Consider the following 26,926-nt stretch of genomic DNA (forward strand, 5'->3'; position numbering starts at 1 on the left):
CATATGAAAATAATGGATTCTTCTTCAGTTTCGATGTGCCAAACGGATCAGGAAATGGTGTTACAACTGTAGACGGAACAGGGTTTTATCCTCAAACAGGTATAAATGCTTTGTTTGGTGTAACCTTAAAATTTTAATTAGTAATCAAAAATCGATTACTGCCAATAGCTTCAACTCTGTACTCTCTAAGTGTACAGGGTTGAGGATTATCGCCTAAAATCTGCCCGCTAATTAATTCGTATTCATTGGCGTCAGCACAACCACATGTAGCGCTTATACCATTAATTTCTAAGCGAGAACAAGTGTCAAATACATGATTAGGATCTGCGCCATCCCAAGCTCTAATTGTAGAATTATTAACACGTACTAAAATAATACCAGCATTACCTTGTCCTTCTAATCTTACAACACTAGATGGAAATTGTAATTGACTAAATTGAGGAAGGTTTAAATCTATAGTAGCATTAACACCAACATTAATTAAAAAGTTACAATTGTTGTTAGTATCATCACTACTACAACTAAGCAGAAAGCCCGTTAAAACGAGCAAAACATATTTTTTCATTTAAGGCAATTTTTTATTTGCAAGTTACAATATTTAAAAACATCCGATATATATTTAGTATATTTGTATATGTAATCTCGTGAAAACGAGATTTTTTAATGCTGAACCTTTTACATTGAGCTTGTCGAAATGTTGTTCAGCATCTTTTATTTAATTAAACGTAGAGATTATGAGTAAAGTATCTTATTATACAGAAGAAGGTTTAAAAAAATTAAGAGAAGAAGTTAGACAGTTAAAAGATATAGAACGCCCTAAAGCTTCCCAGGCAATTGCAGAGGCAAGAGACAAAGGAGATTTAAGTGAAAATGCCGAGTACGATGCCGCTAAAGAAGCGCAAGGAATGTTAGAAATGAAAATTGCAAAACTTGAAGAAGCATTATCAAATGCTCGTGTAATTGATGAATCTCAATTAGATACATCCAAGGTTTTAGCTTTATCTATCGTTAAGATTAAAAATCAAACTAATGATATGGAGATGACTTATACTTTAGTAGCAGAAAGCGAAGCAGATCTAGCCTCAGGGAAAATTTCTGTAAACTCTCCAATAGGTAAAGGGTTATTAGGTAAATCAGTAGGTGAAGTCGCTGAGATAAAAGTGCCTAATGGAATAATGAAGTTTGATATACTAGAAATATCTCGATAGAATCCGCTTAATCAGAAGTTAAAGAAACGATAAAATGTAACTTTAAGTGTCAAATAAAAGTTGCAATTGATTTAATCAATAAGAATCTTTATATCTTTACAAGATTAAGACATAATTAATGGCATCCCTATTCACCAAAATTGTTAACGGAGATATTCCGTGTTATAAAGTTGCTGAAACCGAAGATTTTTTTGCGTTTTTAGATATCAACCCAAATACTAAAGGCCATACACTTTGTATTCCAAAACAAGAGATCGATAAGATTTTTGATATGGAATCTGATCATTATTTAGGGTTAATGGAATTTTCTCAACGGGTAGCAAAAGCGATTGAAAAAGTAATTCCATGTCAACGTGTAGGAATGACGGTTATTGGTTTAGAAGTTCCGCATGCACATGTCCATTTAATTCCATTACATTCAATGGAAAATGCTCGTTTTATTCAAAAAGAAAAACTAACAGAAGAAGAGTTTATTGCTACAGCTAAGGCTATCGCAGCACATGTTTAAGCTGTTTTTAAAGCAATTTGAATAGTAGTACCTTTATCAATCTCAGAGTGAAGTACTTTTATTTTACCATCGTGATAATCTTCTACTATACGTTTGGCTAAAGACAATCCAAGACCCCAACCACGTTTTTTAGTAGTAAATCCAGGCTCAAATATTTTTGTGAACTGACTCTTAGTAATGCCTTTTCCAGTATCTGAAACTTTAACATAGACTTGTTTATTAGCCTCAAACAATTCAAGTTTTAATTGTCCTTTGCCTTTCATGGCATCGATAGCATTTTTTACTAGGTTTTCAATAGTCCAGCTGTATAATTGTTCGTTGAGGTTAACTTTTATACTATGATCAGGGCAAATAATGTCAAAATCTATAAGTTTAGAAGATCTCGATATTAGATATTGATAAGTGTTTTTTGTAGTGTCCACAATATCTGTAATTTCAAGTTTTGGTACAGAACCGATTTTACTAAAACGATCTGTTATGGTTTGAAGACGATCAATATCTTTTTCAATTTCAGTAATATATTCAGGATTTACTTGTTCAGACTTTAAAATTTCTGTCCAACCAACAAGTGAAGAAAGAGGAGTGCCAATTTGATGAGCTGTCTCTTTAGCCATACCTGTCCATAATTTATTTTGTTCTGCAACTTTAGAACTTTTGTAAAAGAAAAACACTACACCCGCAAACAAAACAATGATTAATAAAAGTGCTAAAGGGTAGTATTTTAATTTGTTTAATAAGGGAGAGTTGCCATAATATAGTGTTTGATTAATGCTTTTTAATACTAGAGGTCGATTCTCTCTTTTAAATCTATTAATTAATCGGTTTTTATTATCATGAACATAGGCTGAATCAACTCTATTATTATATATATTTGCCGGGCCACTATTACCTTTTATTCTATTTTTGCCATAGATGTTTCTATAACTAATGATATCATTATTAGAATCGATAAGAATCATTGGTGTCACAATATAACTTGTGTCAGTAATAATATTATCAACAACTCTATTTGTTTCTACATTTTCATTAAGAGAAGTAGTGTCTGTAAAAGTTAATACATATTCGGTATAAGCTAATGTCCAATTTTTCATCTTTGCGCGTTCTTCAGATTTAAAGTGCTGGAAAAACGAATATGTATTCCAAAGAATTAATAAAACAATAAAGAAAGAGGATATAATAATAATCCAACGGATGATATTCCGGTTTAAAGTAAAGCGCATTAGCTAGTGCAATTTCTAGTTTTAAATATAATGCAATTCTGTTAATAATATTGTTTAAACTAATTACAAATTATTTTACAACACAGACAACTATAATTATATTTGGTAAAAATGTGTTGACAACATGGTATCTTTTAACCCTAAGGATTTAACTACGGCTAAATTACATGCTTATTTATTGAGTGCAGTAGCGCCAAGACCTATTGCTTTTGCAAGTACAATAGATAGTGATGGCAACCCTAATTTATCACCATTTAGTTTTTTTAATGTGTTTAGTGCTAATCCACCAATCTTAGTATTTTCTCCTGCACTTCGTGGAAGAGATGCTACTAAAAAAGACACATTAAATAATCTTGAAGCAACAAAAGAAGTGGTTGTTAATATAGTAAACTATGATATCGTTCAGCAAATGTCTTTAAGCAGTACAGCATATGCAACTGAGGTTAATGAGTTTGAAAAAGCGGGATTAAACATGTTAGATTCTGATATAGTAAAACCATATAGAGTGGCAGAATCTCCAGTTCAGTTTGAATGTAAAGTCAATGAAATTATTGCACTTGGATCTGGTGGTGGAGCAGGAAATTTAGTGATTTGCGAAGTACTAAAATTTCATGTTTCTGAAGACGTTTTAAATGAAGATAAAACAATAAATCAAGAAGCTTTAGACCTCGTAGCAAGAGCAGGAGGCAGTTATTATAGTAGAGCTAAAAAAGGATTTTTTGAAATTCCTAAACCCTTAAGTACTTTAGGTATTGGCGTAGATGGTATGCCAGCTCATGTAAGAGATAGTATGATTTTAACAGGTAATAATTTAGGGATGTTAGGTAATGTAGAAGCTTTACCTGTGCAAGAAGAGATAGATGCTTTTATAGAAGATATTTCTTTGCGTTATCCAGATATTAAAAATGCATCGCATAGAGAAAAGCATAAAATTGCACGAAATTATTTAAGCTATGGAGATGTAGAATCTGCATGGAAGTTATTACTTTCGTAATTTATAAATAGTATACAATAATAACTGAGCATAAATACAATAAAACAAACAAAATGGAAGTACAAGGACGTATAAAAGTGATTGGAGAAACACAAACATTTGGGAGCAATGGGTTTAGAAAGAGAGAAGTGGTTGTAACAACAGAGGAGCAATACCCACAACATATTATGGTAGAATTTGTTCAAGATAAAACAGACTTATTAAACAGCTATCAAGTAGGTCAACAAGTAAAGGTTAATATTAACTTAAGAGGCAGAGAATGGGTAAATCCTCAAGGAGAAACGAAGTACTTTAATTCTATTCAAGGATGGCGAATTGAAGCATTACAAGCAGAAACAGCTTCGCCAGAGATGCCACCAGTACCACCTACAGATGCCTTTGAGCCTGCAGGCGACCTAAACGATGGCGATCATGATGATTTGCCATTTTAAGCAAAGAAATTTTAAAGGTCTGTTATTTAACAGGCCTTTTTTTATGAACTATTAAAAATAATAAATAAACCAATTTATAAACTAGGGATAATACATGCATTTTTTAAATCAAAAAATAGAATTCCCTCATGTGTCTGAAGCTTCAATAGATGGTTTGTTAGCTATTGGAGGAGATTTAAAACCTGAGCGAATACTCTATGCTTATAGTAAAGGCGTTTTTCCATGGTTTGAAAGTGAAGAGCCTATTTTGTGGTGGTCTCCAGATCCTCGATTTGTTTTGTTTCCTGAGGATTTAAAAGTGTCTAAGAGTATGAAAACACTTTTAAAAAAAGAGCTATTTAAAGTAACTATAAATACAAATTTTGAAGCTGTAATTAATAATTGTGCAGCCGCAAAGCGAGAAGGACAAGAAGGGACATGGATCTCTGAATCTATGATTGAAGCTTATATAAAGTTACACCAATTAGGTTATGCTAAATCCGTAGAAGTATGGCAAAATAAAGAACTCGTAGGCGGATTATATGGCATTGATACTGGCAATGGAGTGTTTTGCGGAGAAAGTATGTTTACTAAAGTAAGTAATGCCAGTAAAATTGCGTTTATTACGTTTGTACAAAATTCAAATTATAAATTAATAGATTGCCAGTTGCATACAAAACATCTAGAAAGTTTAGGGGCTAAGGCAATTTCTAGAACTGAATTTTTGAGGTATTTGTAATCTTGTCATTCAGAAGGAATGCAATGACTGAAGAATCTATATAAATAAGCAATAAATTTATTAAAATGAGATTCTTCGCTACACTTTGTTTTGCTCTGAATGACAAACAACACTATTCCTCTTCTCGCAAGCTTTTTAAAATAGCAATAATACCTTTTATAGCATTGTCCATATCTGAAAAAATATTCTTCATATTTTGAAATACTACATATTGATTTTCCAAAGCAGCTTCTCCTAATGGACTTTCTACAATAAATAGATACTCAGCATACGATATTTGCGGTTTTAACTTATTTTTTTCTGGAATTGCAGTGGTTTTTATGAGTATTGAACTAGAACCAAAAGTTTTCCTTAAATCCCACATAGCACCGCTAAAATAATTACTAGTACTTATGTGATTTACCTGATTATATCCTTTATGTGCAAGATTAAAAGCGGTCATTTTATCTGTAAAAGCTTTACTTTGTATAAGGTTAAGATTTCCTGTAGATTTCGCCTCATTATAAGTGGATAAAATAGGTTCAAACGGAACACTTCTAAAAAACGAACGCCCTAATGTTCTTAGAGAATCTACTGTTGTTATTTGAGTCTTTTTAGAAATTAAATCATAAAACGTATTCATATTATTAAAAAGCGAATCGGCTTCAAAAATAACTTGTGATAGTATCTCTTGCGTGCCTTCAAAATCCTCAATTAATGAAGCGACAAGTTCTTTTCTGATTTTTTTTTCTTTGCGTTGCTCGTTCCAGTTATTCACTTGCAATGCTAACAAAATACCAATCATCACTAAGATGATTTCGCCAATGGCGTATTTAAGGTACTTTGACGTTTTATTTTACATAAGTAAGTTTTTACGAATATGTCTAAAGAATTTAATCATGTTTATAGTTTTTAATTCCATCGCCACAAGCTGGCACATCACTAAAAATGTCTACTAGACATTTTCTTAACGTTCTGTCCTCTGTTTCCATAAGAGTATATCGTATTTTTCGGAAGAATTTAAGCATATATGTTAGTTTTCCCTTCCTTGGAAGGGATTAAGGGATGAGTTTGAGTTAATAGTTTGATTTTCAAAAATAAGAAAATTGTAATTTAAATTTTTGAGATATTTATGATTATTGTCATGCTGAATTTATTTCAGCATCTTTTTACAATGCAAAGGGAGACCCTGAAACAAGTTCAGGGTGACAAATCCAGTTTGGAATGACAAGCATAAGTAGGGTTATTACAAGAAGTTTATATAATCTTTTTAATACAAAACAACTGTTATCCTGAACTTGATTCAAGATCACTATTTGATTGAGGTTAGATTCCGAAACGAGTTCAGAATTAAAGTGAGGCTATTTCTAATTTCCAACTACTTTTAGAATCTTTGTTCTAATATCTAATATCTAATATCTAATATCTAATATCTAACAGCGAAGCGATCTCATATCTATGAGCGTATCTATTTAAACCTCACTATACCTAAAACATCCAACTTCGTGATCATTTACCATACCTGTAGCTTGCATTTGGGCGTAAATTACTGTAGACCCTACAGATTTAAAACCACGCTTTTTTAAATCTTTGCTAATAACATCACTTAATGGTGTATTGGCAGGTGCATCTTTATAATGTTTTAATGCATTTTTTATGGGTTTACCATCTACAAACTTCCAAATATAATTACTAAAACTTCCAAACTCGTCTTGCACTTTCATATAAGCTTGTGCATTTGTAATGGTAGCGTTAATTTTAAGTTTGTTGCGAATAATACTGGCATCTTGTAGTAAGGTATCAATCTTTTTCTGATTGTACTTCGCAATTTTCTTATAATCAAAATTGTCAAACGCTTTTCTAAAATTTTCACGCTTACGCAAAATAGTAATCCAACTTAAACCTGCTTGAAACGTTTCTAAGATTAAAAATTCAAAAAGGCGATCATCATCTTTAACAGGAACTCCCCATTCTTTATCATGATAAGCCTCGTATAAATCATCTCCAATGCACCAGCCACATCTATGTTTCTCCATAAGTGTAAGTTTTAAATTTTTGTGCTACTAATGTAACAACTGTTAGGTTAATATTAGTAAAAGAATATTAATTTAGTATTATAAATGTTTTAAAAAGTACAATGGTAAAAGATATAATTTCAGAGAGTATAGAAACAAGCATGTCTTATGAAGACTACAAGAATTTAGTAAAGCAAATGGTTGCTGAAAATTCTACAACAGGTGCTGAAAAAACAGAAGCGTTAGCTAATTATACGGTTCTTAATGATCGACGTATGAAACGTTGGGACAAAACGGTAAAGATTAGTGAAGCTGCTCAAGAAAAGATTAAAGCATTTAACGGTAAAATGACTTGGTTAGTGTTAACTGAGAGTTGGTGTGGTGATGCAGCACATATTATGCCTGTTATTAATAAAGTAGCAGAACTAAATACAAATATTACCTATAGAGTAGTATTAAGAGATGAGCATGACGCTTTAATGAATGCATTTTTAACTAATGGAGGAAAAGCCATTCCTAAGTTAATTATGATAGATGACACTACTGATAAAGTTGCTGACACTTTTGGTCCTCGTCCTTCTGTAGCAACAAAATTGGTTAATGAATATAAAGCTGAACACGGAAAATTGACGCCTGAATTTAAGGAAGATTTACAGGTTTGGTATAATAAAGATAAAGGTCAGGCAATTATTGACGATTTAGTCGCTGTTTTAGACCAAAAATAAAAGTAAGATTGTTAAGTTTAATTAGTGAAGTAGGCCGTTGAGAAATCAGCGGTCTACTTTTTTCCTTTAAATAAAAAGGTTATTGTACCAATTTGGTTACGACGATCCGAAGTATTAAAACGCACAGATTTAGCATAGTCAATAGCATGGTCAATTAAGCATTGATTATCTGAGTTAGATGCGCCGTTTACTGAAGCATCAATGACATCTCCTTTTTCATTAACTTTAATACTCACTACAATTTTACCATTACGCTCGCATAAATACCTAGGAGTATTATAGTTTAAAAGTGTTCTGTCTTTTAAGGAATAAGTCAAAGTACTATTACCTTTTGCATGCTCTTCAGTAAGATCTTTATTGTCGGTACGTTTTTTTAATTTTTCTTTAAGCTTGTTATAAGATTCGGTTTCGCTAGCTTTTAGTGCGTAAGAATTATTACTTGTATACGATGAGTTTGTTGTTAATTCTTCTTCAATATCATTTGCTTTAGGTGCTTCTATGGCTTCAGTAGTTTTTTCAAAATCATTAGAACTTACCATTTTAAAATTCTTCATCAATTCCTTAAACTCTTGGTCTTCGTTAAATGCTTTATTGGTTGAAGGCGCATTTAAATCTTCAATCTTAGCAAGTTCTTCCTTTAATTCTTCTTCAGTTTTAGGCTCTATTTCATAAAGACTCTCTGCAATAAATTCATTCTTTTTAGTAAGATGTACACTGAACATACCAAAAACCACTATTCCTGTGAGTAGAAAAGTAATAATAAAAGCTTTATGTTGTTCTATCAGTTTCAAAGTAGTGGATAATACAATGCTATAAGGTTATGTAGATATACGAAGATAATTTACTAAAAAGATTATATAACATAAACTATCAATAATTATTCCGAAGCTAATGTTTTAATGAAATCTTCAGGAGTTATGGCATTTTCAACATTAAAGTTGCCAATACGTGTTCGCCTTAATTCAGAAAGGTGCGCTCCAGAATGTAAAGCTTTTCCAAAATCGTATGCTAAAGATCGGATATAAGTGCCTTTACTACAAACAACTCTAAATTGAAGATTTAAACCTTCAATCTTTGTAATTTCAAATTCTGAAATATGAACTTCACGCGATTTAATTTCAACAGTTTCACCAGCACGAGCAAATTCGTACAAACGTTTACCATCTTTTTTTATAGCTGAAAAAATTGGAGGATGTTGCTTTATATGTCCTATAAATAATTTTGTAGTGGCATAAATTGTATCTTCTGTAATATGTTCAGTAGAGAACGTTTGATCAATTTCGGTTTCTAAATCGTAAGATGGTGTAGTACTTCCTAAAACAAAAGTACCCGTATATTCTTTTTCTTGCCCTTGAAAGGTATTAATTTGTTTGGTCATTTTACCTGTGCAAATCACCAAAAGACCAGTAGCTAAAGGGTCTAAAGTGCCTGCATGGCCTACTTTTATTTTTTTAATATTAAAGGTTTGTCGAATGACCCAACGTAATTTATTTACAGCTTGGAAAGAAGTCCATTGCAGTGGTTTATCAATCAATAAAACCTGGCCATCTTTATAATCTTCTCCTGTTTTCATTAGAATAAAGACCAGATGATAGCAATGCTTCCAACGATAATACAGTACAAAGCAAAATAAGAAAGCTTACTCTTTTTTACTAATGCAATCATCCAAGTACAAGCAAAAAGACCAGCAATAAAAGCAGCAGCAAAACCAATACTTAATGAGGTGAAATTGGCAGCATTATAAGTAAGTTCTCCTCCTAAAATATCCTTAGCCATTTTGCCAAAAATTAAAGGAACAACCATTAAAAATGAAAAGCGTGCGGCTTTGGTTTTATCATTTCCTAATAATACAGAAGTTGAAATAGTAGCACCAGAGCGCGATATGCCAGGAAGCATAGCAACGGCTTGTGATATACCAATGACAAAGGCATTTTTAAAACTTACTTTCTTTTGTGTGTCTTTTGCTTTGTCAGCTAAAAATAAAAGTATGGCGGTTACGATTAGCATAAAACCAACTAGCATAATGTTACCACCAAAAAGTTGCTCTAGTTGCTCTTCAAAAAACAATCCAACAATAACTGCAGGAATCATGGAAATAGCAATTTTAGAAACGAATTGAAGATCTTCATTCCATTCAAATTTTAAAACACCTTTTATAAGCGACCAAATATCTTTTCTAAACACCACAATGGTGCTTAATGCAGTTGCAAAATGTAAAACGACAGTAAATAATAAGCTTTCTTTAGGAATAGAATGGTCTCCAAGTATAGCTTTGCCGAGTTCTAAATGTCCACTAGAAGACACAGGTAAAAACTCGGTAAGACCTTGTATAATTCCTAATACAATTGCATCGATAATATCCATGACACAAAAATATTAAAATAGAGGACTTAGAAGATTAAAAAGTAAATAGAAATTAATTATTTCTTATTAGGGTTTAAAAGAATAGCATAAACCTCAATGCCAAAACCAATAAGTACTAGTGTTGGTGCTAAACGAATACGTCTCCAATGAAAGATACCTTCATTAAATACATTAGGGTCATCACTACCTCCGCCAGACATTAAAATAAAGCCAACAGCTATAAAAGCAAGACCAATAAATAGCCATTTGTAATTTTTCTTTCCAAATATAAAATCGCCTTTAGCGTTTTCTTTGCGTTTTTGCTCTCCCATTAGTTTTTAAATTCTGTAAAAATGATATTCTCACCTAAAGCCATCTGCGAAATGTGATTCGAAGTGACTCCTCCCATTATTCTTGCTAAATGCAAAGTAACGGTTTTATTTAAAACTTTTCTCTTAAGAGAGTCTAAATTTAAGCCTTGTTCTATGCCTCTGTTAATGTAATAGGAGTTCGATTTATTTGTGCGAAAAACAATATCATAACTAGTACCTTCAGTAATACTAGTAATTGTTGCGTTAACAATTTCGCAATCATTTGGTTTTGTGTTTTGAATAATACACGATTTTAGTAGAAAAAATGAGATCAGAAGGAGTATGATACCAACACTAAATATCGTAAAAGTTGATTTTTTCATGACTGGTGATTTTGAATATTAACGAAAAACGTCATTATTTATTTTTACAAGTATCTAATAATACAACTGATCGGTTTTTAAATTCAAGAAACGTTGAGTGGCAATAAAAGTGCTAATCCAAGTAATAATAACACCTAGTATAAAAACGCTAATAAAGAGTATTGCAATTAAAACAGTATTCTGAAGTAATTGTAACTCAGGGAAAGATATATCTAAATAATATAGAACGATAGCCATACCAATGAGCGCAAGTATAGCACCGATAATTCCTAATTTTACACTTTGCCATACAAACGGTTTTCTAATAAAACGTTTGGTAGCACCAACCATTTGCATTGTTTTAATAATAAAACGTTTAGAATATACAGCTAAGCGAATAGAACTATTGATTAGTAATACGGCAATAAGTGTAAATAACGCACTAATAATTAAAACCCAAAATGTAATTTTTTTAACGTTGTTGTTCATCAGTTCTACGAGGTCATTATCATAGCGGACTTCCTCAATGAACCCTTTTTCAGATAAGTCTTCTGTAATTTCGGTTAAAGTTTCTGTTGTCACAAAATCAGCTTTTAAATACACATCTATAGAGTTCTTAAGCGGATTATAACCTACAAAATCCATAAAATCTTCGCCAGTATCAGCTTTCATAAATTCGGCAGCTTCTTCTTTAGAAACATAAATGGCTTCTTTAGAATAATCGGCCATAATCAAACTCTTTTTAAGCTGATTGACTTCAACATCTTTTGCGGTATCATTCAAATAAATAGTCATTACTACTTGTTCTTTAAAATGATCAGCTACCTTTTTAGAATTAATAACGAGCAAACCCAAACAGCCTAATAAAAATAAAACGAGAGCAATACTAACAACTACAGATATGTATGAAGAAATAAGTTTTCGTTTTTGATACTTGTCAAAAGATGATGCCATACAGGATAATTAATACCGTAAAAATAAAAAAGAAATTGTTTCTGCTGAGTATTACAACGTTTAGTTTTTAAATGTGTTGCAATACCTGTAAATTTGCAGCTTTATTTAGTAAGCAATATATTAAAAAGACACCTGATTTTGCAGGCAATACTATGAGATACGATTTCAATCAAATCGAAAAAAAGTGGCAAGACTATTGGGCGAAAAACAAAACGTTTAAAGCCGTTAACAATAGTGATAAGCCTAAATATTATGTATTAGATATGTTTCCTTATCCAAGTGGAGCAGGTTTACATGTAGGTCATCCGCTAGGTTATATTGCTAGTGATATCTATGCGCGTTACAAACGCCATAAAGGCTTTAATGTATTGCATCCGCAAGGTTACGATAGTTTTGGATTGCCAGCGGAGCAGTATGCTATACAAACAGGTCAGCATCCTGCGGTAACTACTGAAGAAAATATTAAAACTTATCGTAGACAACTAGATCAGATAGGTTTTTCGTTTGATTGGAGTAGAGAAGTCCGTACCAGTAACCCTGAATATTATAAGTGGACACAATGGATTTTCATTCAATTGTTTGAATCTTATTATTGTTATACAGATGATAAAGCAAAACCTATTGAAGATTTAGTAGCTGTTTTTTCTACTGAAGGAAATGCGAATGTTAATGTAGCTTGTGATGATGATATAGATGTATTTAAGGCTGATCAATGGAATGCGTTTTCATCAGAAATACAACAAAAAATACTACTTAAATACAGATTAACGTATTTAGCAGAAACGGAAGTCAACTGGTGCCCAGCATTAGGAACTGTTTTAGCTAATGACGAAATTGTCAATGGTGTTTCCGAACGTGGTGGTCATCCGGTAGTTCGTAAAAAAATGACACAATGGAGCATGCGTATTTCTGCTTATGCCGAACGTTTACTCCAAGGATTAGATACTATTGATTGGACAGATGCCTTAAAAGAAAGTCAACGCAACTGGATTGGCAAATCCGTAGGTGCTTCTGTGACCTTCAATGTCATTCCGACAGAGCAAAGCGACGAGGAATCTCATACTATTTCTGTGTTTACAACACGACCAGATACCATTTATGGTGTAAGTTTTATGACTTTGGCTCCAGAGCACGAGTATGTATCTCAAATAACTACACCAGAACAAAAAGAAGCTGTTGATGCTTATGTTGATGCTACTGCAAAGCGAAGCGAACGCGATCGTATGGCAGATGTAAAAACCATTTCTGGCGTATTTACAGGAGCTTATGCCGAACATCCATTTACAAAAGAACCAATCCCGATTTGGATTGGAGATTATGTATTAGCAAGTTATGGTACAGGAGCTGTAATGGCAGTGCCATGTGGAGATCAGCGCGATTATGATTTTGCAAAGCATTTTAATATTGACATTCCAAATATTTTTGAAGGCGTAGATATTTCTGATGAAGCTTATGGCTCTAAAGACAATGTAAAGATTGCCAATAGCGATTTCTTAAACGGAATGAACTATAAAAAAGCAAGTAAGCGTGCTATTTATGAACTTGAACAATTAGGACAAGGCGAAGGCAAAATCAACTACCGTTTACGTGATGCTGTGTTTTCTAGACAGCGTTATTGGGGAGAACCTTTCCCAGTGTATTATGTCAATGGCATGCCGCAAATGATAGATTTAGAACATTTACCATTGCAATTGCCAGAGGTTGAAAAATATTTACCAACCGAAGAAGGAGAGCCACCATTAGGACGTGCCGATGTTTGGGCTTGGGATACGAATAAGAACGAAGTTGTCTCGTCGAGCGCAGTCGAGACGTCTAAAGGCAACGGGATCTATCCTCTAGAACTCAACACCATGCCAGGTTGGGCAGGAAGCTCTTGGTACTTTTTCCGTTATATGGAAGATGCTATGCGAGACGAAACTTTTGCAAGCGAAGATGCATTAAAGTATTGGGAAAATGTAGACTTATACATTGGAGGTAGCGAGCATGCTACAGGCCATTTGTTATACTCACGTTTTTGGGTAAAGTTTATGCACGATAGAGGTTTTGTTGGTGTAGACGAACCTTTTAAGAAGTTGATAAACCAAGGAATGATACTTGGTACGAGTGCTTTTGTCTACAGGCTTAATTTTCAATTCGGATCTGATAAAAAAGGATTAAAGTATAATTGGGAATCTGTACCCTCAGTTTATATTCCACTTAAATTTCAGAATTTATGTGTGAAATTAAATGATAAAAAGAATCTAAATGGAGATGAACAGATTGTTTATGATAATTACATAGAAAAATTAAAAGGTCTTAATAAACAACTTACGGATATTTATCATGAGAAAAATAAAGATTGTGATCCTTCAATTAAGGTAATATTAAATACTCATATACCAGTAATCTTTCCAATCCATGTAAAAGTAGATTATGTTAATTCTTCTGATGAATTGAATATATCAGGATTAAAATTAGATAAAGAATTTGGAGAAGATTATATCGATGCTATTTTTATTGGAGAAAATGGACAAATAATTAATGGGAATAATGATATTTATAAAGTAGGTCGAGAAGTCGAAAAAATGTCCAAATCTAAATACAATGTGGTCAATCCAGACAATATTGTTGCTGATTATGGAGCAGACAGTTTAAGACTTTATGAAATGTTCCTTGGGCCATTAGAGCAATACAAACCTTGGAATACAGCAGGGATTACAGGTGTACACAGTTTTCTTAAAAAATTATGGAAATTATACCATCAAGGAGAAAATGGAAGTTTTTATATTGACTCTTCCCCTTTGGGGAAGTCGGATGGGGCTAAAGATAATCTTAAGACACTACATAAAACCATTAAAAAAGTAGAAGAAGATATTGAGAATTTCTCTTTCAATACTTCAGTATCTACCTTTATGATTGCGGTTAATGAGTTAACAGCACAGAAATGTACTAGTAAAGAGATACTACAACCTTTATTAGTTTTAATATCTCCGTATGCGCCACATATTGCAGAAGAATTATGGGAGCAATTAGGGAATGCTGATTCAATTTCAACAGCAACATTTCCAAAATTTGATGAAAGTCATTTGGTAGAAAGCAGTAAAAATTATCCGATTTCATTTAATGGTAAAATGCGTTTTACGCTAGAGTTGCCATTAGATATGAGCAAAGAAGAGATTGAAAAAACAGTTTTATCTAATGAAAAAACCATTACGCAATTACAAGGGAGAGCACCAAAAAAAGTAATTGTTGTGCCAGGCAAAATTGTAAATATTGTTGGTTAGTGTCATTGCGAGGACGAAGGACGTGGCAATCTGAGATTAACATCAGATAAATTGATAATGAATTCTAACTACATAGAAATTTTAGGTTTTATTGCTGCAATATTAACCACAGCAGCATTTTTGCCTCAGGTCTATAAAACATGGAAAACCAAAGATGTTTCAGGTTTATCCATGCCAATGCTAATTATCTTTTTTGTGGGGATTGTGTTTTGGTTGATTTATGGCTTTTATAAAGAAAGCCCATCGATGATTTTTGCCAATAGTATAACCACAATAACAAGTTTTATGTTGGTGTATTTTAAGTTTAAGTACGAGAAAAGATAAATCTGAACTGACATTTTTTCTGATTTATAGATTGGTTTAATTTTTGTTATTTTTATAGTATAATTAAAAAATTATAAGTTATGACGGGATATTATGTATTAGCAGGTGCTATTTTTTTACTAAGTTCTTATGTGAGTAATAAGCTAAAGAGCAAGTTTAAGCACTATTCTAAAGTACAATTACAAAACGGAATGTCTGGTAAAGAAATTGCAGAAAAAATGTTAGCAGATAATGGTATATATGATGTTGAGGTCATTTCAGTGCGTGGTCAATTAACAGATCACTACAATCCTAAAAACAAAACAGTAAATTTAAGTGAGGTAGTATACAATCAGCGAAATGCGGCGGCAGCAGCTGTTGCTGCGCATGAAGTTGGACATGCTGTACAACATGCACAAGCATATAGTTGGTTAGAAATGCGTTCTGCAATAGTGCCTGCAGTGAGTATAAGTAGTAAGTTATCTAATATCGTAATTATGGCAGGTTTAGTATTGTCTGTAAGTGGTAGTGCTTTTGGGCTTAATATATTTTTGTTAGGTATAGTATTATTTGCTGTAACTACGGTATTTACGTTTATAACTTTACCGGTAGAATACGATGCGAGTAATAGAGCATTAGCTTGGTTAAAAAACAAAAATATAGTTACACAGCAAGAGTATAAAGGTTCAGAAGATGCTTTAAAATGGGCGGCCAGAACATATTTAGTAGCAGCTTTAGGTTCTTTAGCTACATTATTATATTTTATAATGATGTATATGAATAGACGTTAAAAGAATAAAATAAGAATTATAACCTTGAGAGATTAAGGCTTTTTTTATTTGGTTGCATCAAGAAAATTCTTAAATTGGAGTTTAAACCAACATCAACGTATTATGGAAAATCACATACCTGAAAATCAATTGCCAGAAAAAATAATGTTAAGCAGCCTATCAGAGGTTGACCGTGTTGAATTTTACAAAAAAACGTATTCTCATGTTGCAGGTGGAGTTTTAGTTTTTGTTCTTTTTGAATATCTATTATTACAAAGCGAAACGGTTGTAAATTTTATGCTGTCAATGCTAGACGGTTATAAATGGCTTTTGCTTCTTGGAGGTTTTATGTTAATTACTAATTATGCTGAAAGTACAGCATTAAGAACCGCTGATAAAAACAAGCAATATTTGGCTTATGGTGTTTATATTTTTGCTGAGGCGTTGATTTTTGTGCCAATGATATATTTTGCAGCTTATTATGCAGATTCTGGAATGGAGATACTTAATCAAGCCGCTATAGTAACACTAGCTTTATTTACAGGATTATCAGCAATTGTTTTTGTGACCAAAAAAGATTTTTCATTTATAAGAACAGGTTTAACCATTGGATTTTTTATAGCAATAGGTTTAATAATTGCAGGAACAATTTTTGGTTTTAATCTTGGTTTATGGTTTTCTGTAGGCATGTGCTTATTAGCTGGTGGCGCCATTTTATACCAAACTTCTAACTTAGTTAATAAGTATTCAACAGACGATTACATTCCTGCAGCAATAGGTTTGTTTGCATCATTAATGTTATTGTTCTGGTATATTCTTAGAATTTTTATGTCTAGAGATTAGGCATTATTATAGTATAAAAAAGCTCTGAGAAATCAGAGCTTTTTTTATGAATTAGATTTTTATCTGTCGGTCTATTTGTTGTTGTAGCGAAATAAAAGTTTCCGTACGAGACACACCAGTTATACTTTGTATTTCAGTATTTAAAACGTGCATTAAATGTTCGTTATCCTTAGCTAAGATTTTAATAAAAATACTCCAATTGCCTGTGGTGTAATGACACTCTATAACTTCAGGTACTTTTTTGAGTTGTTTGACAGCTTCAGGGTTACTAACAGCTTTATCTAAATATACGCCAACAAAAGCCATGGTTTTATATCCTAAAATCTTTGGATCTATAACAAATTTTGAACCCGATAGTAATCCAGATTTTTCAAGTTTTTTTAAACGCTGATGAATTGCCGCACCAGAAATACCAACATTACGAGCAATTTCTAAAATGGGTGTTCTAGCGTCAGCCATTAATGCTCTCAATATTTTTTTATCTATGCCGTCTATGTATATGCCTTTGGCGTTTTTTTTCATAATTGCGTATAATTCATACTATAAAAATAACAAAAAGAATGTGGTTATAAATTTAGGGGATTGTAGCCTAAATATTCTACATCATGTTCTTTAAATACAATACCATAAGTTTTTAATTCTTCTAGTATTGGTGTATAAACTTCTTTTGTTATTGGTATTTGTACACCAGGTGTGGCTATTTTTTTATTTAAAATAGAAAGCGTTGCAATAGCTACAGGTAAACCTACAGTTTTAGACATTGCAGTATAGGTTTGGTCTTGCCCAAGTGTAACCATAGTTGCATCTATTTGATGTTTTTTATCATTAAGCAGGTACCCAAATTTGTGATACATTACAATCATATCTTTATCATCTTTGGCTAATGTCCAGCTATCCATTAATATTTTTTGAAGAATTTGAGCAGGAGTCGCTTTAACTAATTCAACACGTTTTTTAGAATTGAAAATATCGAGTTCTTCAAGTTTATCCCAAACAATATCATCTTGATCAATTTTTAAAGCATGCCTTAATTTCAACTCTACAGAATCTGTGTGACTGTACGGTAAAAACGAGTTAACAAAATCACGATAGCTCATGTTTTCACTATCATCTATAGTATAGCCATCATCTGTCATTCCTAATTGCACAAAAATATTCCATGCACGACTATAACCGACACGTCGTATTGTACCTCTATATAAGGTTTCTATAGCCTCTAAACCATATACATTTTGATATTTTAAAGAATCTCTATTGGCATAAGCTTCAAATTTACCGTAACCTTCAATTTCTAAAAATTCCGTACGTCTAAACAATCTATTATAAGGAATGTATTTAAACTTACCTTCTTGTAAAAACTTGGCAGCTCCGCCTTGTCCTGCTGTAACAACATTTCTAGGATTCCAAGTAAATTTGTAATTCCAAAGATTAGTATCACTCTCAGGTGCTACAAGACCACCAGTAAAAGATTCAAATAAAATTAATTCACCACCTTTATCTCTAATGGCATCAATAACTTGCATGGCGCTCATATGGTCAATTCCGGGGTCTACTCCGATTTCGTTCATAAAAACCAAACCTTTTGCTTTAACGTCGTCATTGAGCGCTTGCATGTCTTTACTAACATACGATGCGGTAACCATATTTTTGTTATAGGTAATACAATCTTTTGCAACCTCTATATGAAACCGAGCAGGCAACATTGAAACAATAATGTCAGCATTTTTAACCGCATTAACTCTAGAGGGTTTGTCAAAAACATCTAGATGAATAATAGTAGAATTTTTATGGCCATTGACTAATACCTTTGCATTATTAACATTAAGATCTCCTATGGTAACATGAAGATTCTCTGAATCTGATTTATCTAAAAGGTATTTTATAAGATATGAAGAAGATTTTCCTGCGCCAATAATTAAAATGTTTCGCATAGTGTTTACTTATAACTAATTTTGCAATAGCAATGTAAGAAATAGAATAGGTTAATTAATAACAGAACAATTTTAATTATGAACAAAAAAATATTGATTTTAGGCGCTGCTTTAGGCATATTAGCTATTGTTCTAGGAGCATTTGGTGCTCATGGTTTAGAAAAATTAATAGACCTAGAGGCACAACAAACTTTTGAGACTGGTGTACGTTACCAGATGTATCACGCACTTTTTTTATTGCTTATTGGTAGTATTTCTATAGTAACACCAAAAGCAAAAAAAGTTATTTTTTATCTTGTTTTTTTAGGTGTTATTTTCTTTTCAGGATCTATTTATGGTTTAGCAACAAATAGTTTAACAGGCTTTGATTTTAAGCAAATTGCAATGATTACACCTATTGGTGGATTACTACTTATTTTAGCATGGATTGTATTAATTGTTAATATTGTTAAAACTAAAATTGATTAATTACTTTCTAATGACTTATTTAAAATAAAGTTATAAATTTGCCCCTTAAAACAACACATAAATTATGGTAAACCATACGCAATCTACGAAAACCATTTCGCTAGAAAAGTACGGCATTAAAAATGCTAAAATCAATTACCAATTATCTTCAGACAAATTACATTCAGAAACCATCAATAAAAACCAAGGAGTAGAATCTGCTTTTGGTGCTATTGCTGTTAATACGGGTGAATTTACTGGACGTTCACCAAAAGATCGTTTTATTGTTAAAGATGATATTACAAAAGATCGTATTTGGTGGGGAGCTATTAATATAGATTTTGATAGTGATAAGTTTCAAAAACTATATGATAAAGTTGCTGATTACTTGTCAGAAAAAGAAGTATATGTTAGAGATAGCTATGCTTGTGCTGATGAAAATTACAAACTTAATATCAGGGTTATTAATGAATATCCTTGGAGTAATATGTTTGCGTATAACATGTTTTTACGTCCAACAGAAGAAGAGTTAAAAGATTTTAATCCAGAATGGACTGTAGTAAATGCTCCTGGCTTTATGGCTGATCCAGAAATTGATGGCACGAGACAGCATAATTTTGCGATTTTAGATTTTACTAGAAAGATTGCTTTAATAGGTGGAACTGGTTATACAGGAGAAATTAAAAAAGGAATTTTTTCTGCGTTAAACTTTATACTTCCTGTATTTAAAAACACTTTGCCGATGCATTGTAGTGCTAATGTTGGTAAAGATGGAGACACTGCAATTTTCTTTGGGCTTTCTGGAACAGGAAAAACCACATTGTCTACAGATCCAGATCGTAGTTTAATTGGTGATGATGAACACGGATGGACAAGTGAGAATACAGTTTTTAATTTTGAAGGTGGTTGTTATGCAAAAGTGATTAATCTCTCTGAAGAACAAGAGCCAGAAATTTTTGGTGCGATTAAAAAAGGTGCTATTCTTGAAAACGTTATTATGGATGATAACGGTAACGTCGATTTTGAAGATACTTCGATAACACAGAATACAAGAGTAAGTTATCCTATCTATCATATAGATAATATAAAAACACCGTCTATAGGACAAAATCCTAAAAATATATTTTTCTTAACGGCAGATGCTTTTGGTGTTTTGCCTCCTATTTCAAAGCTTACTCCAAGTCAGGCAGCCTATCATTTCATGTCTGGTTATACGGCAAAAGTAGCAGGAACCGAAGCAGGTGTTAATGAGCCTCAACCTTCATTCTCAGCTTGTTTTGGAGCACCATTTATGCCATTACATCCAGCAAAATATGCAGAGATGTTGAGTAAAAAAATGAAAGAAGCAGGCGTTAATGTTTGGCTTATTAATACAGGATGGACTGGCGGACCTTATGGTGTAGGATCTCGTATGAAATTAAAATATACACGCGCCATGATTTCTGCTGTGCTTAATGGCGATTTAGGGCCTTATAACTATGAGGATTATCATATTCATTCGGTATTTGGTGTAGCACAGCCTAGACATTGTCCGGGAGTGCCTTCTGAAATATTAAGTCCAAGAACAACATGGAACGATGATGAAGCTTACTATAAAATGGCTTTTAAATTATCTAATGCATTCCGTGAAAACTTTAGTCAATTTGAAGCCTATGCTTCAGAAGAGATTAGACGTGGTGGACCACAACGTTATGGTTACTAAAAAATTATAAATTAAAAAAGCGATTCAGAATTCTGAATCGCTTTTTTATTGTGTATAAACTGTCAACCTATTTTAGAACGACTCAGTTTTTTAAAGATTATTGTAATCCTAATTCTTTTTTAACATCAGCCGTAATATCTTTTCCATTAGCAACAACTAAAGTAGAAAGCTCTAAAACATACTCATAACCTTGGGCTTTAGAGATTTTCTCTACAGCTGCTTGCGCTTTTTCACGTATTGGTTTTATTAAATCAAACTCTAGCTTTTGTAATTTTTGTTGTGCTTGTTGTTGGTATTGGCCAATACTTTGTTGCATACCTTCAATTTCTTGACTACGCTTTGCATTTTCTTCGTTTGTTTGCGCAGCAGATTCATCTTGATACTGTTTCGCTTTGGTTTGAAGTTCTTTTATAAATTCATCAACTTCTGCCTGATAGGTTTTACCTGCTTTATCAACCTCAGCTTTTGCTGCATCATACTCTGGCATAGCTACGATAACTTCTTGAAGATTTATATGAGCAACTTTTCCTTGTGCGTTAGATAAACTTGTTGCACCAAAAAATAAAGTTGTTGCTAATAATAGGGTTTTTAAATGTTTCATTTTAATGTAATTTAGTATTATGTGTTATAGTTATTTATGTATTAATTTCCTTTCTTTTTTGCTTTACGGATCGAGTCATTCTTTTTAATTTGAGCTTCTCTAGCCTCTCTTGCTTTTTTGCGATCCTCAGCAATTTTTTTTCTCCTTGCATCTAAAGCTTTTTGTCGATCTTCTCTTGCTTTAATTGCTTTTTGTCGTTTTTCATCTAATATTTGCTTAGCAGTTTTAACTTTTGTTGTATCTGTTTTAACTGCTGCTTTAGCTTTTATTGTATCTGCCTTAACTTCTGTTTTAGCTTTTTCGGAAGTAGTAGCTATTGTGTCTTTTACCTTTTTAGTATCAATAGCAGGTGGATTTTTCTTTTTATTTCTAGCTTCTAAGGCTTTTTGTCGACGTTCTTCTGTAGCTTTTTTTCTCGCTTTTCTATCTTCTTCTATTTTTCGTTTTCTATCTTCAAATGCTTTTTCTCGCGCTAATCTATTTTCCTCTATTTGTTTTGCTCTAAGCGCTTTTTTGTCTTCTAAAGCTTTAGTACGCTCTTCTCTTTCGGTATTAATTTCTGGTTCAACAGCACTTTCTTCTTCCTCAAGAGCTCTACGTTCTTTTTTAGTATTAGCTTGTTCTCGTTTAGAAGTTCTTGTAATAATACGTAGAACTTGTTCGCTTACATCGTAGCGTTCAGCAGAGTAAAGCATTAAAAAATCAGCATTTTTATCAAAGATAAAATCGTATTTTCTGGTTTCTGCAATTTCTTTTACAGCAGCATAGATTTGATCTTGTATTGGCTGAATTAATTGTGAACGCTGAATAATCATATCACCATTTGGTCCAAAACGTTTTTGTTGATAATCTAATATTTCAGACTCTTCAAATGTAATATCTTCAAAGCGCTCATCATAGAGCTCCTTGGTCAATAATACTTTTTCATTATTCAAAGCTTTTTTCTTCGATTCAACTTCTCCTAAACGCTTGTCAATCTCAGATTTCCATTGCGTAATTTTTGAATCTAATTGTGTAGAAGCTTCTTGATATTCAGGAACATTCTGTAAAATAAATTCTGTATCTATATATCCAATTTTAACTCCTGTACGTTGAGCGTAACTAGTATAGCTTATAAAACTAATAATAGTTAATATGTAAAGAACTTTAAATCTCATAGGTCTTAAGTTTAATTTGTTAAGCATTTCTACTTAAAACAAGTGATTCTGTTTTGAGAGAAACGTAGTAATACATCAAATTAACGAAATATATTCTTAAAAATTTTAACACAAGTATGAAATCGTTATTAAGTCATTTGAAAATATCGTGCCAAACTTAAAATTGTTGACCTATTATAAAATGTGTCTCCCATCCATTTTTTTGTATTTGCCCAGGTATTGGATCAAAACCATGACCAAAATCTATACCTAATAAACCAAATGCTGGCATAAAAATTCTAAGACCTAATCCGGCAGAACGTTGAATATTAAAAGGGTTAAAATCTCTAAAGCGATCAACCGAGGCTCCACCTTCTACAAAACTTAATGCATATATTTTAGCACCTTGGCCTAATGTTATAGGATAACGTAATTCTAAAGAGAATTTATTATAGATAGAAGCACCATCTGGTGATGATAATGATTGGTTAGGATAGCCACGCAATTGAATAATTTCTCTTCCATCTAAAGAGAAATTCCCTAAACCATCTCCACCAAGGAAAAAACGCTCAAAAGGAATAACACCTCTATTGTTATTATATGCACCTAAGAAACCAAATTCAACACTTGGCCTTAAAACTAGTTTATCGGTAACTTCGGTATACCAATCTGCTTTAAACTTTACTTTATAGAACTCTAACCACTTGAAACGCTCTTGATCTATTTCACCAATACGAACAGCATCATTTGGATCATTTATATCGAGACTATTACGTTCTTCACTTAATTCATCGTAATCTACCCCATTCCATAAAGAATATGGGAGAGACAATTTTGCGGATGTAGAAAAATTAGACCCTTGTGTAGGATAGATAGGGTCATTAACACTATTACGAGTTAAAGCAATTGTATAGGATAAATTGTTTGAGAACCCATCACCAAATGTAAACAAACCAGAGTTAAAATTGTTTAAACTATAATTTTGATAACTTATAGATTGTGATAATAAAAAGAAATCATCGGGCTCTTTTAGTTTAGTTGCTACCCCAAATGTAATACCCAAAATATCAAAATTACGATCTCTATCAGGTCTTGTAGTGACAGGGTCAAATAAAAATTGTCTTGAATAAGATAATGACGTTGATAATTGGAATGGTTTTTTACCGCCAAACCATGGTTCACTAAAAGAAAAACTATAGGTTTGAAAGAGTTGACTAGCTTGCAACCTTAACGCTAAACTTTGACCATCACCTCTAGGCACTGGTGTATACGCTTTTTTATTAAAGATGTTTTTTATTGAAAAATTGTTGAATGACAAACCCAATGTGCCAATAAAACCTCCTCCGCCAAAACCACCTTGTAATTCTATCTGGCTAGATCCACGTTCTACAACAGTATATTCTACATCTACCGTGCCATCAACAGGGTTTGGATTTTTAATATCAGGAACAATTTGTTGAGCATCAAAGAACCCTAGTTGACCTAACTCACGGATAGTTCTAATAATATTAGCTCTACTATAAAGTTCCCCAGGGCGTGTTCTAAGTTCTCTATAGATAACATGATCATTAGTAATATCATTTCCTTTTACTCCTACAGTATTAAAATATGCAGGTTTTCCTTCAGAAATACGAATTTCTAAATCGATAACGTTGCCATCTGCACTAACTTCTACTGGATTAATAGTAGAGAATAAATAACCAAAGTTTTGATAATAATTAGTTAGATCAATACCATCTGGTCTCTCTTCATTAGCAATACGCTTTTTCAATAAAACACCATTATAGGTATCTCCTTCATTTATACGTAATATTTGTTGCAAAAATCTATCAGAATATACAGTATTACCAACAAAATCGATTTTACCGAATGTATATTTTTCTCCTTCTTCAACATTTATTGCAAGGCTTATGGTCTCGTCATCATGGTATATAATAGAATCTGAAATCACCCTAGCATCTCTAAATCCATTTTCTTTGTAGGTATCTATGAGGCTAATTAAATCTTCTTTATAACTTTCTTCAACATATTTAGAACGTTTTAAAACCCGTATAGGGTTTTTACGTTTAGTGTTCTTTAAAGCTTTTCTTAATTTCTTGTCAGATAATTGATCATTACCTTCAAATACAATGTTTTTAATTTTAACTTTTTGCCCTTTATCAACGCTAACTAGCATATTAACGCGTTGTTTTTCAACAGAGTCATTTTTTACTTCAGCTGTTACAATATTTACTTTAGTGTTTAAAAATCCTTTGTCTTTATATTTATTGGCAATATAATTTTTAGAAGTTGTAATTAAGTTTTCGGTAACTTTTACTTTAGGTTTTAAGTTGTTTTCTTCTAAAATTTCATCTATTTTGCCTTTTTTAACTCCTTCTACGCGGACTTCATTTAATTCAGGTAAGTCGGTGAGTTTAATTTCTATGTCTACAGTGTCTTCCTTAATGTTTATAAAATAGAGATCAATGGCTCCAAAAAGATTAGAACCCCATAATTTTTTTACAGCATCAGCGACTTTTTCGCCACCAAAAATAACTTCGTCACCTTTTTTTAAGCGTGAAAATGTAATAATAGTAGAAGCATTAAAAGAAGTATTTCCAGTAACTACAATCTCATTAATAGTATATTTCTTTCCATTCTCAATTTGCGCATTAAGTTGAAAAGTAATAAGAAATAAAAAAAAGAGTATGTAGAATTTGTTGTATGCTTTCAAAAATATATTTTTATGTAAGTTGTTCACTAGTTTTTCCAAATCGTCGTTCTCTATTTTGATAATCTATGAGCGCTTCGTATAAATTTTCTTTATTAAAATCGGGCCATAGAACATCAGTAAAATACAATTCTGCATATGCAATTTGCCAAAGTAAAAAATTACTAATTCTTTGTTCACCGCTGGTGCGAATTAGTAAATCTACGTCAGGTAAATTTTGCGTGTAAAGATGCTTATTAATAATGGATTCGTCAATACTTTCAGAGGAAATTATATTATTTTTAACTTTAAATGACAATTCTTTAATAACATTAACAATTTCTTCACGAGATCCATAACTTAAAGCTAAAGTTAATGTCATATGTGTATTATTTCTTGTCATTTCTTTAACATATTCTAATTCGTCAAAAGCTTTTTTCGGTAAATCTTGTAGACAACCTATTGCAGATAGTCTAATTCCGTTATCCTGAAGTGTTTTGATTTCTTTTTTTAAAGATTTTACAAGAAGTTTCATTAAAGTCTGTACTTCTAATTTTGGACGGTTCCAGTTCTCTGTAGAGAATGCGTATAATGTTAGATGCTCAATACCTAATTCGGCACAAGATTCAACGGTTTCTCTTACAGATTTAGTTCCGTTTTCATGACCAATTACTCTAACCAAACCTTTTTGTTTAGCCCAACGACCATTGCCATCCATAATTATGGCAATATGCTTAGGTAGTTTGTCTTTGTTTATTTGGTCTTTAAGTGTCATTGTTAAAAATTACAATAGCATGGTTTTTGTCCAAAGGTGTAAGTTAATGTAATTCCTGAGAATACATACCAATCGTTACTATTTGTATTACCAAAACTGAATTGTTGAAATTCATTAGAATCTGGGGCACTGCCATCTAAATTATCAGTAAACGTATATCGTGCGCCTACTTCTGCAGAAAGTACAAGGTGTGGACTCACTAATAATTTATATCCTAAAACCATAGGAATAGCCCAAGCCCAACTGTTTGAATTTTCGGAAATGGTTTCGCCCATGGCGTTGAAATAAAAATTTTCATGATTTGCTACAGAAATACCAGAATATAAATACGGTGTGCCTTTTAAAGCAATATCATGTTGGTCAAAATCAAAGAATGTAAATTCCATTCCTGTAGAAAGTTCTATAATGTTATTTTTAAAATTAAAATTGCGTTGCTCTCTACGAGGGTCATCAGATTTTTCGTCTACACCTTCTAAATTTGAAAATAAAACCGAAAACCGAAACGCATGTCTTGGGCTTCTGTTCCATTTAAAAACACCTCCAATAGCTAATTGATTAGGCGAAATGTAATCTGTTGCACCCACATCTGCGATAACATTACTTCCGCCAACAAATAAGCCTACTTCATATATTTGTGAATTAGTTATTTGAGTGCTAAAAACACTTAATAATAAAAGGAAAAAATACCTCATAAATTT

General features: G+C 32.3%; 29 protein-coding genes. 12 read left to right on the forward strand and 17 right to left on the reverse strand.

The window, feature by feature from the left end; translation table 11 throughout:
* Nucleotides 1–133: 133 nt before the first annotated feature.
* Nucleotides 134–565 carry a hypothetical protein gene (locus tag K8Z87_RS04050; RefSeq protein WP_227476208.1) on the reverse strand — a complete coding sequence of 144 codons (432 nt, stop codon included), beginning with the start codon at nucleotides 563–565 and terminating at the stop codon, nucleotides 134–136.
* Between the two features lie 169 nt (nucleotides 566–734).
* Between K8Z87_RS04050 and greA the strand changes: the two genes are divergently transcribed.
* Both greA and K8Z87_RS04060 read left to right on the forward strand, forming a co-directional pair.
* The gene (gene greA / locus K8Z87_RS04055) at nucleotides 735–1,208 is read left to right on the forward strand and encodes a transcription elongation factor GreA (protein ID WP_227476209.1); all 474 of its coding nucleotides are present in this window, start codon (nucleotides 735–737) and stop codon (nucleotides 1,206–1,208) included.
* 118 nt (nucleotides 1,209–1,326) lie between these two features.
* Complete coding sequence (locus K8Z87_RS04060) at nucleotides 1,327–1,716, forward strand: HIT family protein (RefSeq protein ID WP_227476210.1); 390 nt, start codon at nucleotides 1,327–1,329, stop codon at nucleotides 1,714–1,716.
* On the opposite strand, the gene K8Z87_RS04065 is transcribed toward K8Z87_RS04060, so the two are convergent.
* Nucleotides 1,713–2,936, reverse strand: a complete 1,224-nt coding sequence (locus tag K8Z87_RS04065; protein ID WP_227476211.1) for a sensor histidine kinase — start codon at nucleotides 2,934–2,936, stop codon at nucleotides 1,713–1,715. The genes K8Z87_RS04060 and K8Z87_RS04065 overlap by 4 nt on opposite strands.
* A gap of 124 nt (nucleotides 2,937–3,060) precedes the next feature.
* Between K8Z87_RS04065 and K8Z87_RS04070 the strand changes: the two genes are divergently transcribed.
* The 3 genes from K8Z87_RS04070 to aat all read left to right on the forward strand — a co-directional run bounded on the left by K8Z87_RS04070 (nucleotide 3,061) and on the right by aat (nucleotide 5,079).
* Entirely contained in the window at nucleotides 3,061–3,930 is an 870-nt protein-coding gene (locus tag K8Z87_RS04070) for a flavin reductase family protein (RefSeq protein WP_227476212.1), read from the forward strand.
* 53 nt (nucleotides 3,931–3,983) lie between these two features.
* Entirely contained in the window at nucleotides 3,984–4,361 is a 378-nt protein-coding gene (locus tag K8Z87_RS04075) for a DUF3127 domain-containing protein (protein WP_227476213.1), read from the forward strand.
* Between the two features lie 94 nt (nucleotides 4,362–4,455).
* A complete protein-coding gene (gene aat / locus K8Z87_RS04080) occupies nucleotides 4,456–5,079 on the forward strand; it encodes a leucyl/phenylalanyl-tRNA--protein transferase (RefSeq protein WP_227476214.1) in 624 nt (207 codons plus the stop codon).
* Between the two features lie 112 nt (nucleotides 5,080–5,191).
* Here the strand turns inward: aat and K8Z87_RS04085 are convergent, their stop codons facing one another.
* Both K8Z87_RS04085 and K8Z87_RS04090 read right to left on the reverse strand, forming a co-directional pair.
* Nucleotides 5,192–5,863 carry a hypothetical protein gene (locus K8Z87_RS04085; protein WP_227476215.1) on the reverse strand — a complete coding sequence of 224 codons (672 nt, stop codon included), beginning with the start codon at nucleotides 5,861–5,863 and terminating at the stop codon, nucleotides 5,192–5,194.
* Nucleotides 5,864–6,530: 667 nt separating this feature from the next.
* Entirely contained in the window at nucleotides 6,531–7,094 is a 564-nt protein-coding gene (locus K8Z87_RS04090; protein WP_227476216.1) for a DNA-3-methyladenine glycosylase I, read from the reverse strand.
* Between the two features lie 101 nt (nucleotides 7,095–7,195).
* On the opposite strand from K8Z87_RS04090, the gene K8Z87_RS04095 reads away from it, so the two are divergent.
* Complete coding sequence (locus K8Z87_RS04095; RefSeq protein WP_227476217.1) at nucleotides 7,196–7,798, forward strand: thioredoxin family protein; 603 nt, start codon at nucleotides 7,196–7,198, stop codon at nucleotides 7,796–7,798.
* A 53-nt stretch (nucleotides 7,799–7,851) separates the two neighbouring features.
* Here the strand turns inward: K8Z87_RS04095 and K8Z87_RS04100 are convergent, their stop codons facing one another.
* The 6 genes from K8Z87_RS04100 to K8Z87_RS04125 form a co-directional block, all read right to left on the reverse strand.
* Complete coding sequence (locus K8Z87_RS04100) at nucleotides 7,852–8,589, reverse strand: hypothetical protein (protein WP_227476218.1); 738 nt, start codon at nucleotides 8,587–8,589, stop codon at nucleotides 7,852–7,854.
* An 86-nt stretch (nucleotides 8,590–8,675) separates the two neighbouring features.
* On the reverse strand, nucleotides 8,676–9,371 hold the full coding sequence (gene truB / locus K8Z87_RS04105) for a tRNA pseudouridine(55) synthase TruB (protein WP_227476219.1): 696 nt from the start codon (nucleotides 9,369–9,371) through the stop codon (nucleotides 8,676–8,678).
* Nucleotides 9,371–10,162: an undecaprenyl-diphosphate phosphatase gene (locus K8Z87_RS04110; protein WP_227476220.1), complete on the reverse strand. Its 792-nt coding sequence runs from the start codon at nucleotides 10,160–10,162 to the stop codon at nucleotides 9,371–9,373. The genes truB and K8Z87_RS04110 overlap by 1 nt, the downstream gene beginning before the upstream one ends.
* 56 nt (nucleotides 10,163–10,218) lie before the next feature.
* Nucleotides 10,219–10,473 (reverse strand): DUF3098 domain-containing protein, encoded by a 255-nt coding sequence (locus K8Z87_RS04115; RefSeq protein ID WP_227476221.1) that lies wholly within the window; start codon nucleotides 10,471–10,473, stop codon nucleotides 10,219–10,221.
* Complete coding sequence (locus K8Z87_RS04120; protein ID WP_227476222.1) at nucleotides 10,473–10,835, reverse strand: hypothetical protein; 363 nt, start codon at nucleotides 10,833–10,835, stop codon at nucleotides 10,473–10,475. Before K8Z87_RS04120 ends, K8Z87_RS04115 begins: the two co-directional genes overlap by 1 nt.
* Nucleotides 10,836–10,889: 54 nt before the next feature.
* Nucleotides 10,890–11,768 (reverse strand): cell division protein FtsX, encoded by an 879-nt coding sequence (locus K8Z87_RS04125; protein WP_227476223.1) that lies wholly within the window; start codon nucleotides 11,766–11,768, stop codon nucleotides 10,890–10,892.
* 152 nt (nucleotides 11,769–11,920) lie between these two features.
* On the opposite strand from K8Z87_RS04125, the gene K8Z87_RS04130 reads away from it, so the two are divergent.
* The 4 genes from K8Z87_RS04130 (at nucleotide 11,921) to K8Z87_RS04145 (ending at nucleotide 16,947) form a co-directional block, all read left to right on the forward strand.
* Nucleotides 11,921–15,031: a leucine--tRNA ligase gene (locus tag K8Z87_RS04130; RefSeq protein ID WP_227476385.1), complete on the forward strand. Its 3,111-nt coding sequence runs from the start codon at nucleotides 11,921–11,923 to the stop codon at nucleotides 15,029–15,031.
* 57 nt (nucleotides 15,032–15,088) lie between these two features.
* A complete protein-coding gene (locus tag K8Z87_RS04135) occupies nucleotides 15,089–15,355 on the forward strand; it encodes a SemiSWEET family sugar transporter (RefSeq protein ID WP_227476224.1) in 267 nt (88 codons plus the stop codon).
* Between the two features lie 80 nt (nucleotides 15,356–15,435).
* Nucleotides 15,436–16,125 carry a zinc metallopeptidase gene (locus K8Z87_RS04140; RefSeq protein WP_227476225.1) on the forward strand — a complete coding sequence of 230 codons (690 nt, stop codon included), beginning with the start codon at nucleotides 15,436–15,438 and terminating at the stop codon, nucleotides 16,123–16,125.
* A 102-nt stretch (nucleotides 16,126–16,227) separates the two neighbouring features.
* The gene (locus tag K8Z87_RS04145; RefSeq protein WP_227476226.1) at nucleotides 16,228–16,947 is read left to right on the forward strand and encodes a Bax inhibitor-1/YccA family protein; all 720 of its coding nucleotides are present in this window, start codon (nucleotides 16,228–16,230) and stop codon (nucleotides 16,945–16,947) included.
* A gap of 51 nt (nucleotides 16,948–16,998) precedes the next feature.
* Here the strand turns inward: K8Z87_RS04145 and K8Z87_RS04150 are convergent, their stop codons facing one another.
* Both K8Z87_RS04150 and K8Z87_RS04155 read right to left on the reverse strand, forming a co-directional pair.
* Nucleotides 16,999–17,469, reverse strand: coding sequence for an Lrp/AsnC ligand binding domain-containing protein (locus K8Z87_RS04150; protein ID WP_227476227.1), 471 nt, complete (start codon nucleotides 17,467–17,469; stop codon nucleotides 16,999–17,001).
* Between the two features lie 44 nt (nucleotides 17,470–17,513).
* On the reverse strand, nucleotides 17,514–18,878 hold the full coding sequence (locus tag K8Z87_RS04155; RefSeq protein ID WP_227476228.1) for a saccharopine dehydrogenase family protein: 1,365 nt from the start codon (nucleotides 18,876–18,878) through the stop codon (nucleotides 17,514–17,516).
* 78 nt (nucleotides 18,879–18,956) lie between these two features.
* On the opposite strand from K8Z87_RS04155, the gene K8Z87_RS04160 reads away from it, so the two are divergent.
* Together K8Z87_RS04160 and pckA are read left to right on the forward strand one after the other, a co-directional pair.
* Nucleotides 18,957–19,346, forward strand: a complete 390-nt coding sequence (locus tag K8Z87_RS04160) for a DUF423 domain-containing protein (protein WP_227476229.1) — start codon at nucleotides 18,957–18,959, stop codon at nucleotides 19,344–19,346.
* A gap of 64 nt (nucleotides 19,347–19,410) precedes the next feature.
* On the forward strand, nucleotides 19,411–21,027 hold the full coding sequence (gene pckA / locus K8Z87_RS04165) for a phosphoenolpyruvate carboxykinase (ATP) (RefSeq protein ID WP_227476230.1): 1,617 nt from the start codon (nucleotides 19,411–19,413) through the stop codon (nucleotides 21,025–21,027).
* Between the two features lie 97 nt (nucleotides 21,028–21,124).
* Here pckA and K8Z87_RS04170 read toward each other — a convergent pair whose 3' ends face one another.
* The 5 genes from K8Z87_RS04170 to porG all read right to left on the reverse strand — a co-directional run bounded on the left by K8Z87_RS04170 (nucleotide 21,125) and on the right by porG (nucleotide 26,920).
* Nucleotides 21,125–21,628, reverse strand: coding sequence for an OmpH/Skp family outer membrane protein (locus tag K8Z87_RS04170; RefSeq protein WP_227476231.1), 504 nt, complete (start codon nucleotides 21,626–21,628; stop codon nucleotides 21,125–21,127).
* A gap of 41 nt (nucleotides 21,629–21,669) precedes the next feature.
* Nucleotides 21,670–22,785: an OmpH/Skp family outer membrane protein gene (locus K8Z87_RS04175; RefSeq protein WP_227476232.1), complete on the reverse strand. Its 1,116-nt coding sequence runs from the start codon at nucleotides 22,783–22,785 to the stop codon at nucleotides 21,670–21,672.
* 157 nt (nucleotides 22,786–22,942) lie between these two features.
* Nucleotides 22,943–25,483 (reverse strand): BamA/OMP85 family outer membrane protein, encoded by a 2,541-nt coding sequence (locus K8Z87_RS04180; RefSeq protein WP_407704196.1) that lies wholly within the window; start codon nucleotides 25,481–25,483, stop codon nucleotides 22,943–22,945.
* A 4-nt stretch (nucleotides 25,484–25,487) separates the two neighbouring features.
* Nucleotides 25,488–26,228 carry an isoprenyl transferase gene (locus K8Z87_RS04185; protein ID WP_227476234.1) on the reverse strand — a complete coding sequence of 247 codons (741 nt, stop codon included), beginning with the start codon at nucleotides 26,226–26,228 and terminating at the stop codon, nucleotides 25,488–25,490.
* Nucleotides 26,229–26,230: 2 nt separating this feature from the next.
* A complete protein-coding gene (gene porG / locus K8Z87_RS04190) occupies nucleotides 26,231–26,920 on the reverse strand; it encodes a type IX secretion system protein PorG (protein ID WP_227476235.1) in 690 nt (229 codons plus the stop codon).
* Nucleotides 26,921–26,926: the final 6 nt, after the last annotated feature.

The sequence above is a fragment of the Winogradskyella immobilis genome (assembly GCF_021887715.1).
Taxonomy (GTDB): Bacteria; Bacteroidota; Bacteroidia; order Flavobacteriales; family Flavobacteriaceae; genus Winogradskyella; species Winogradskyella immobilis.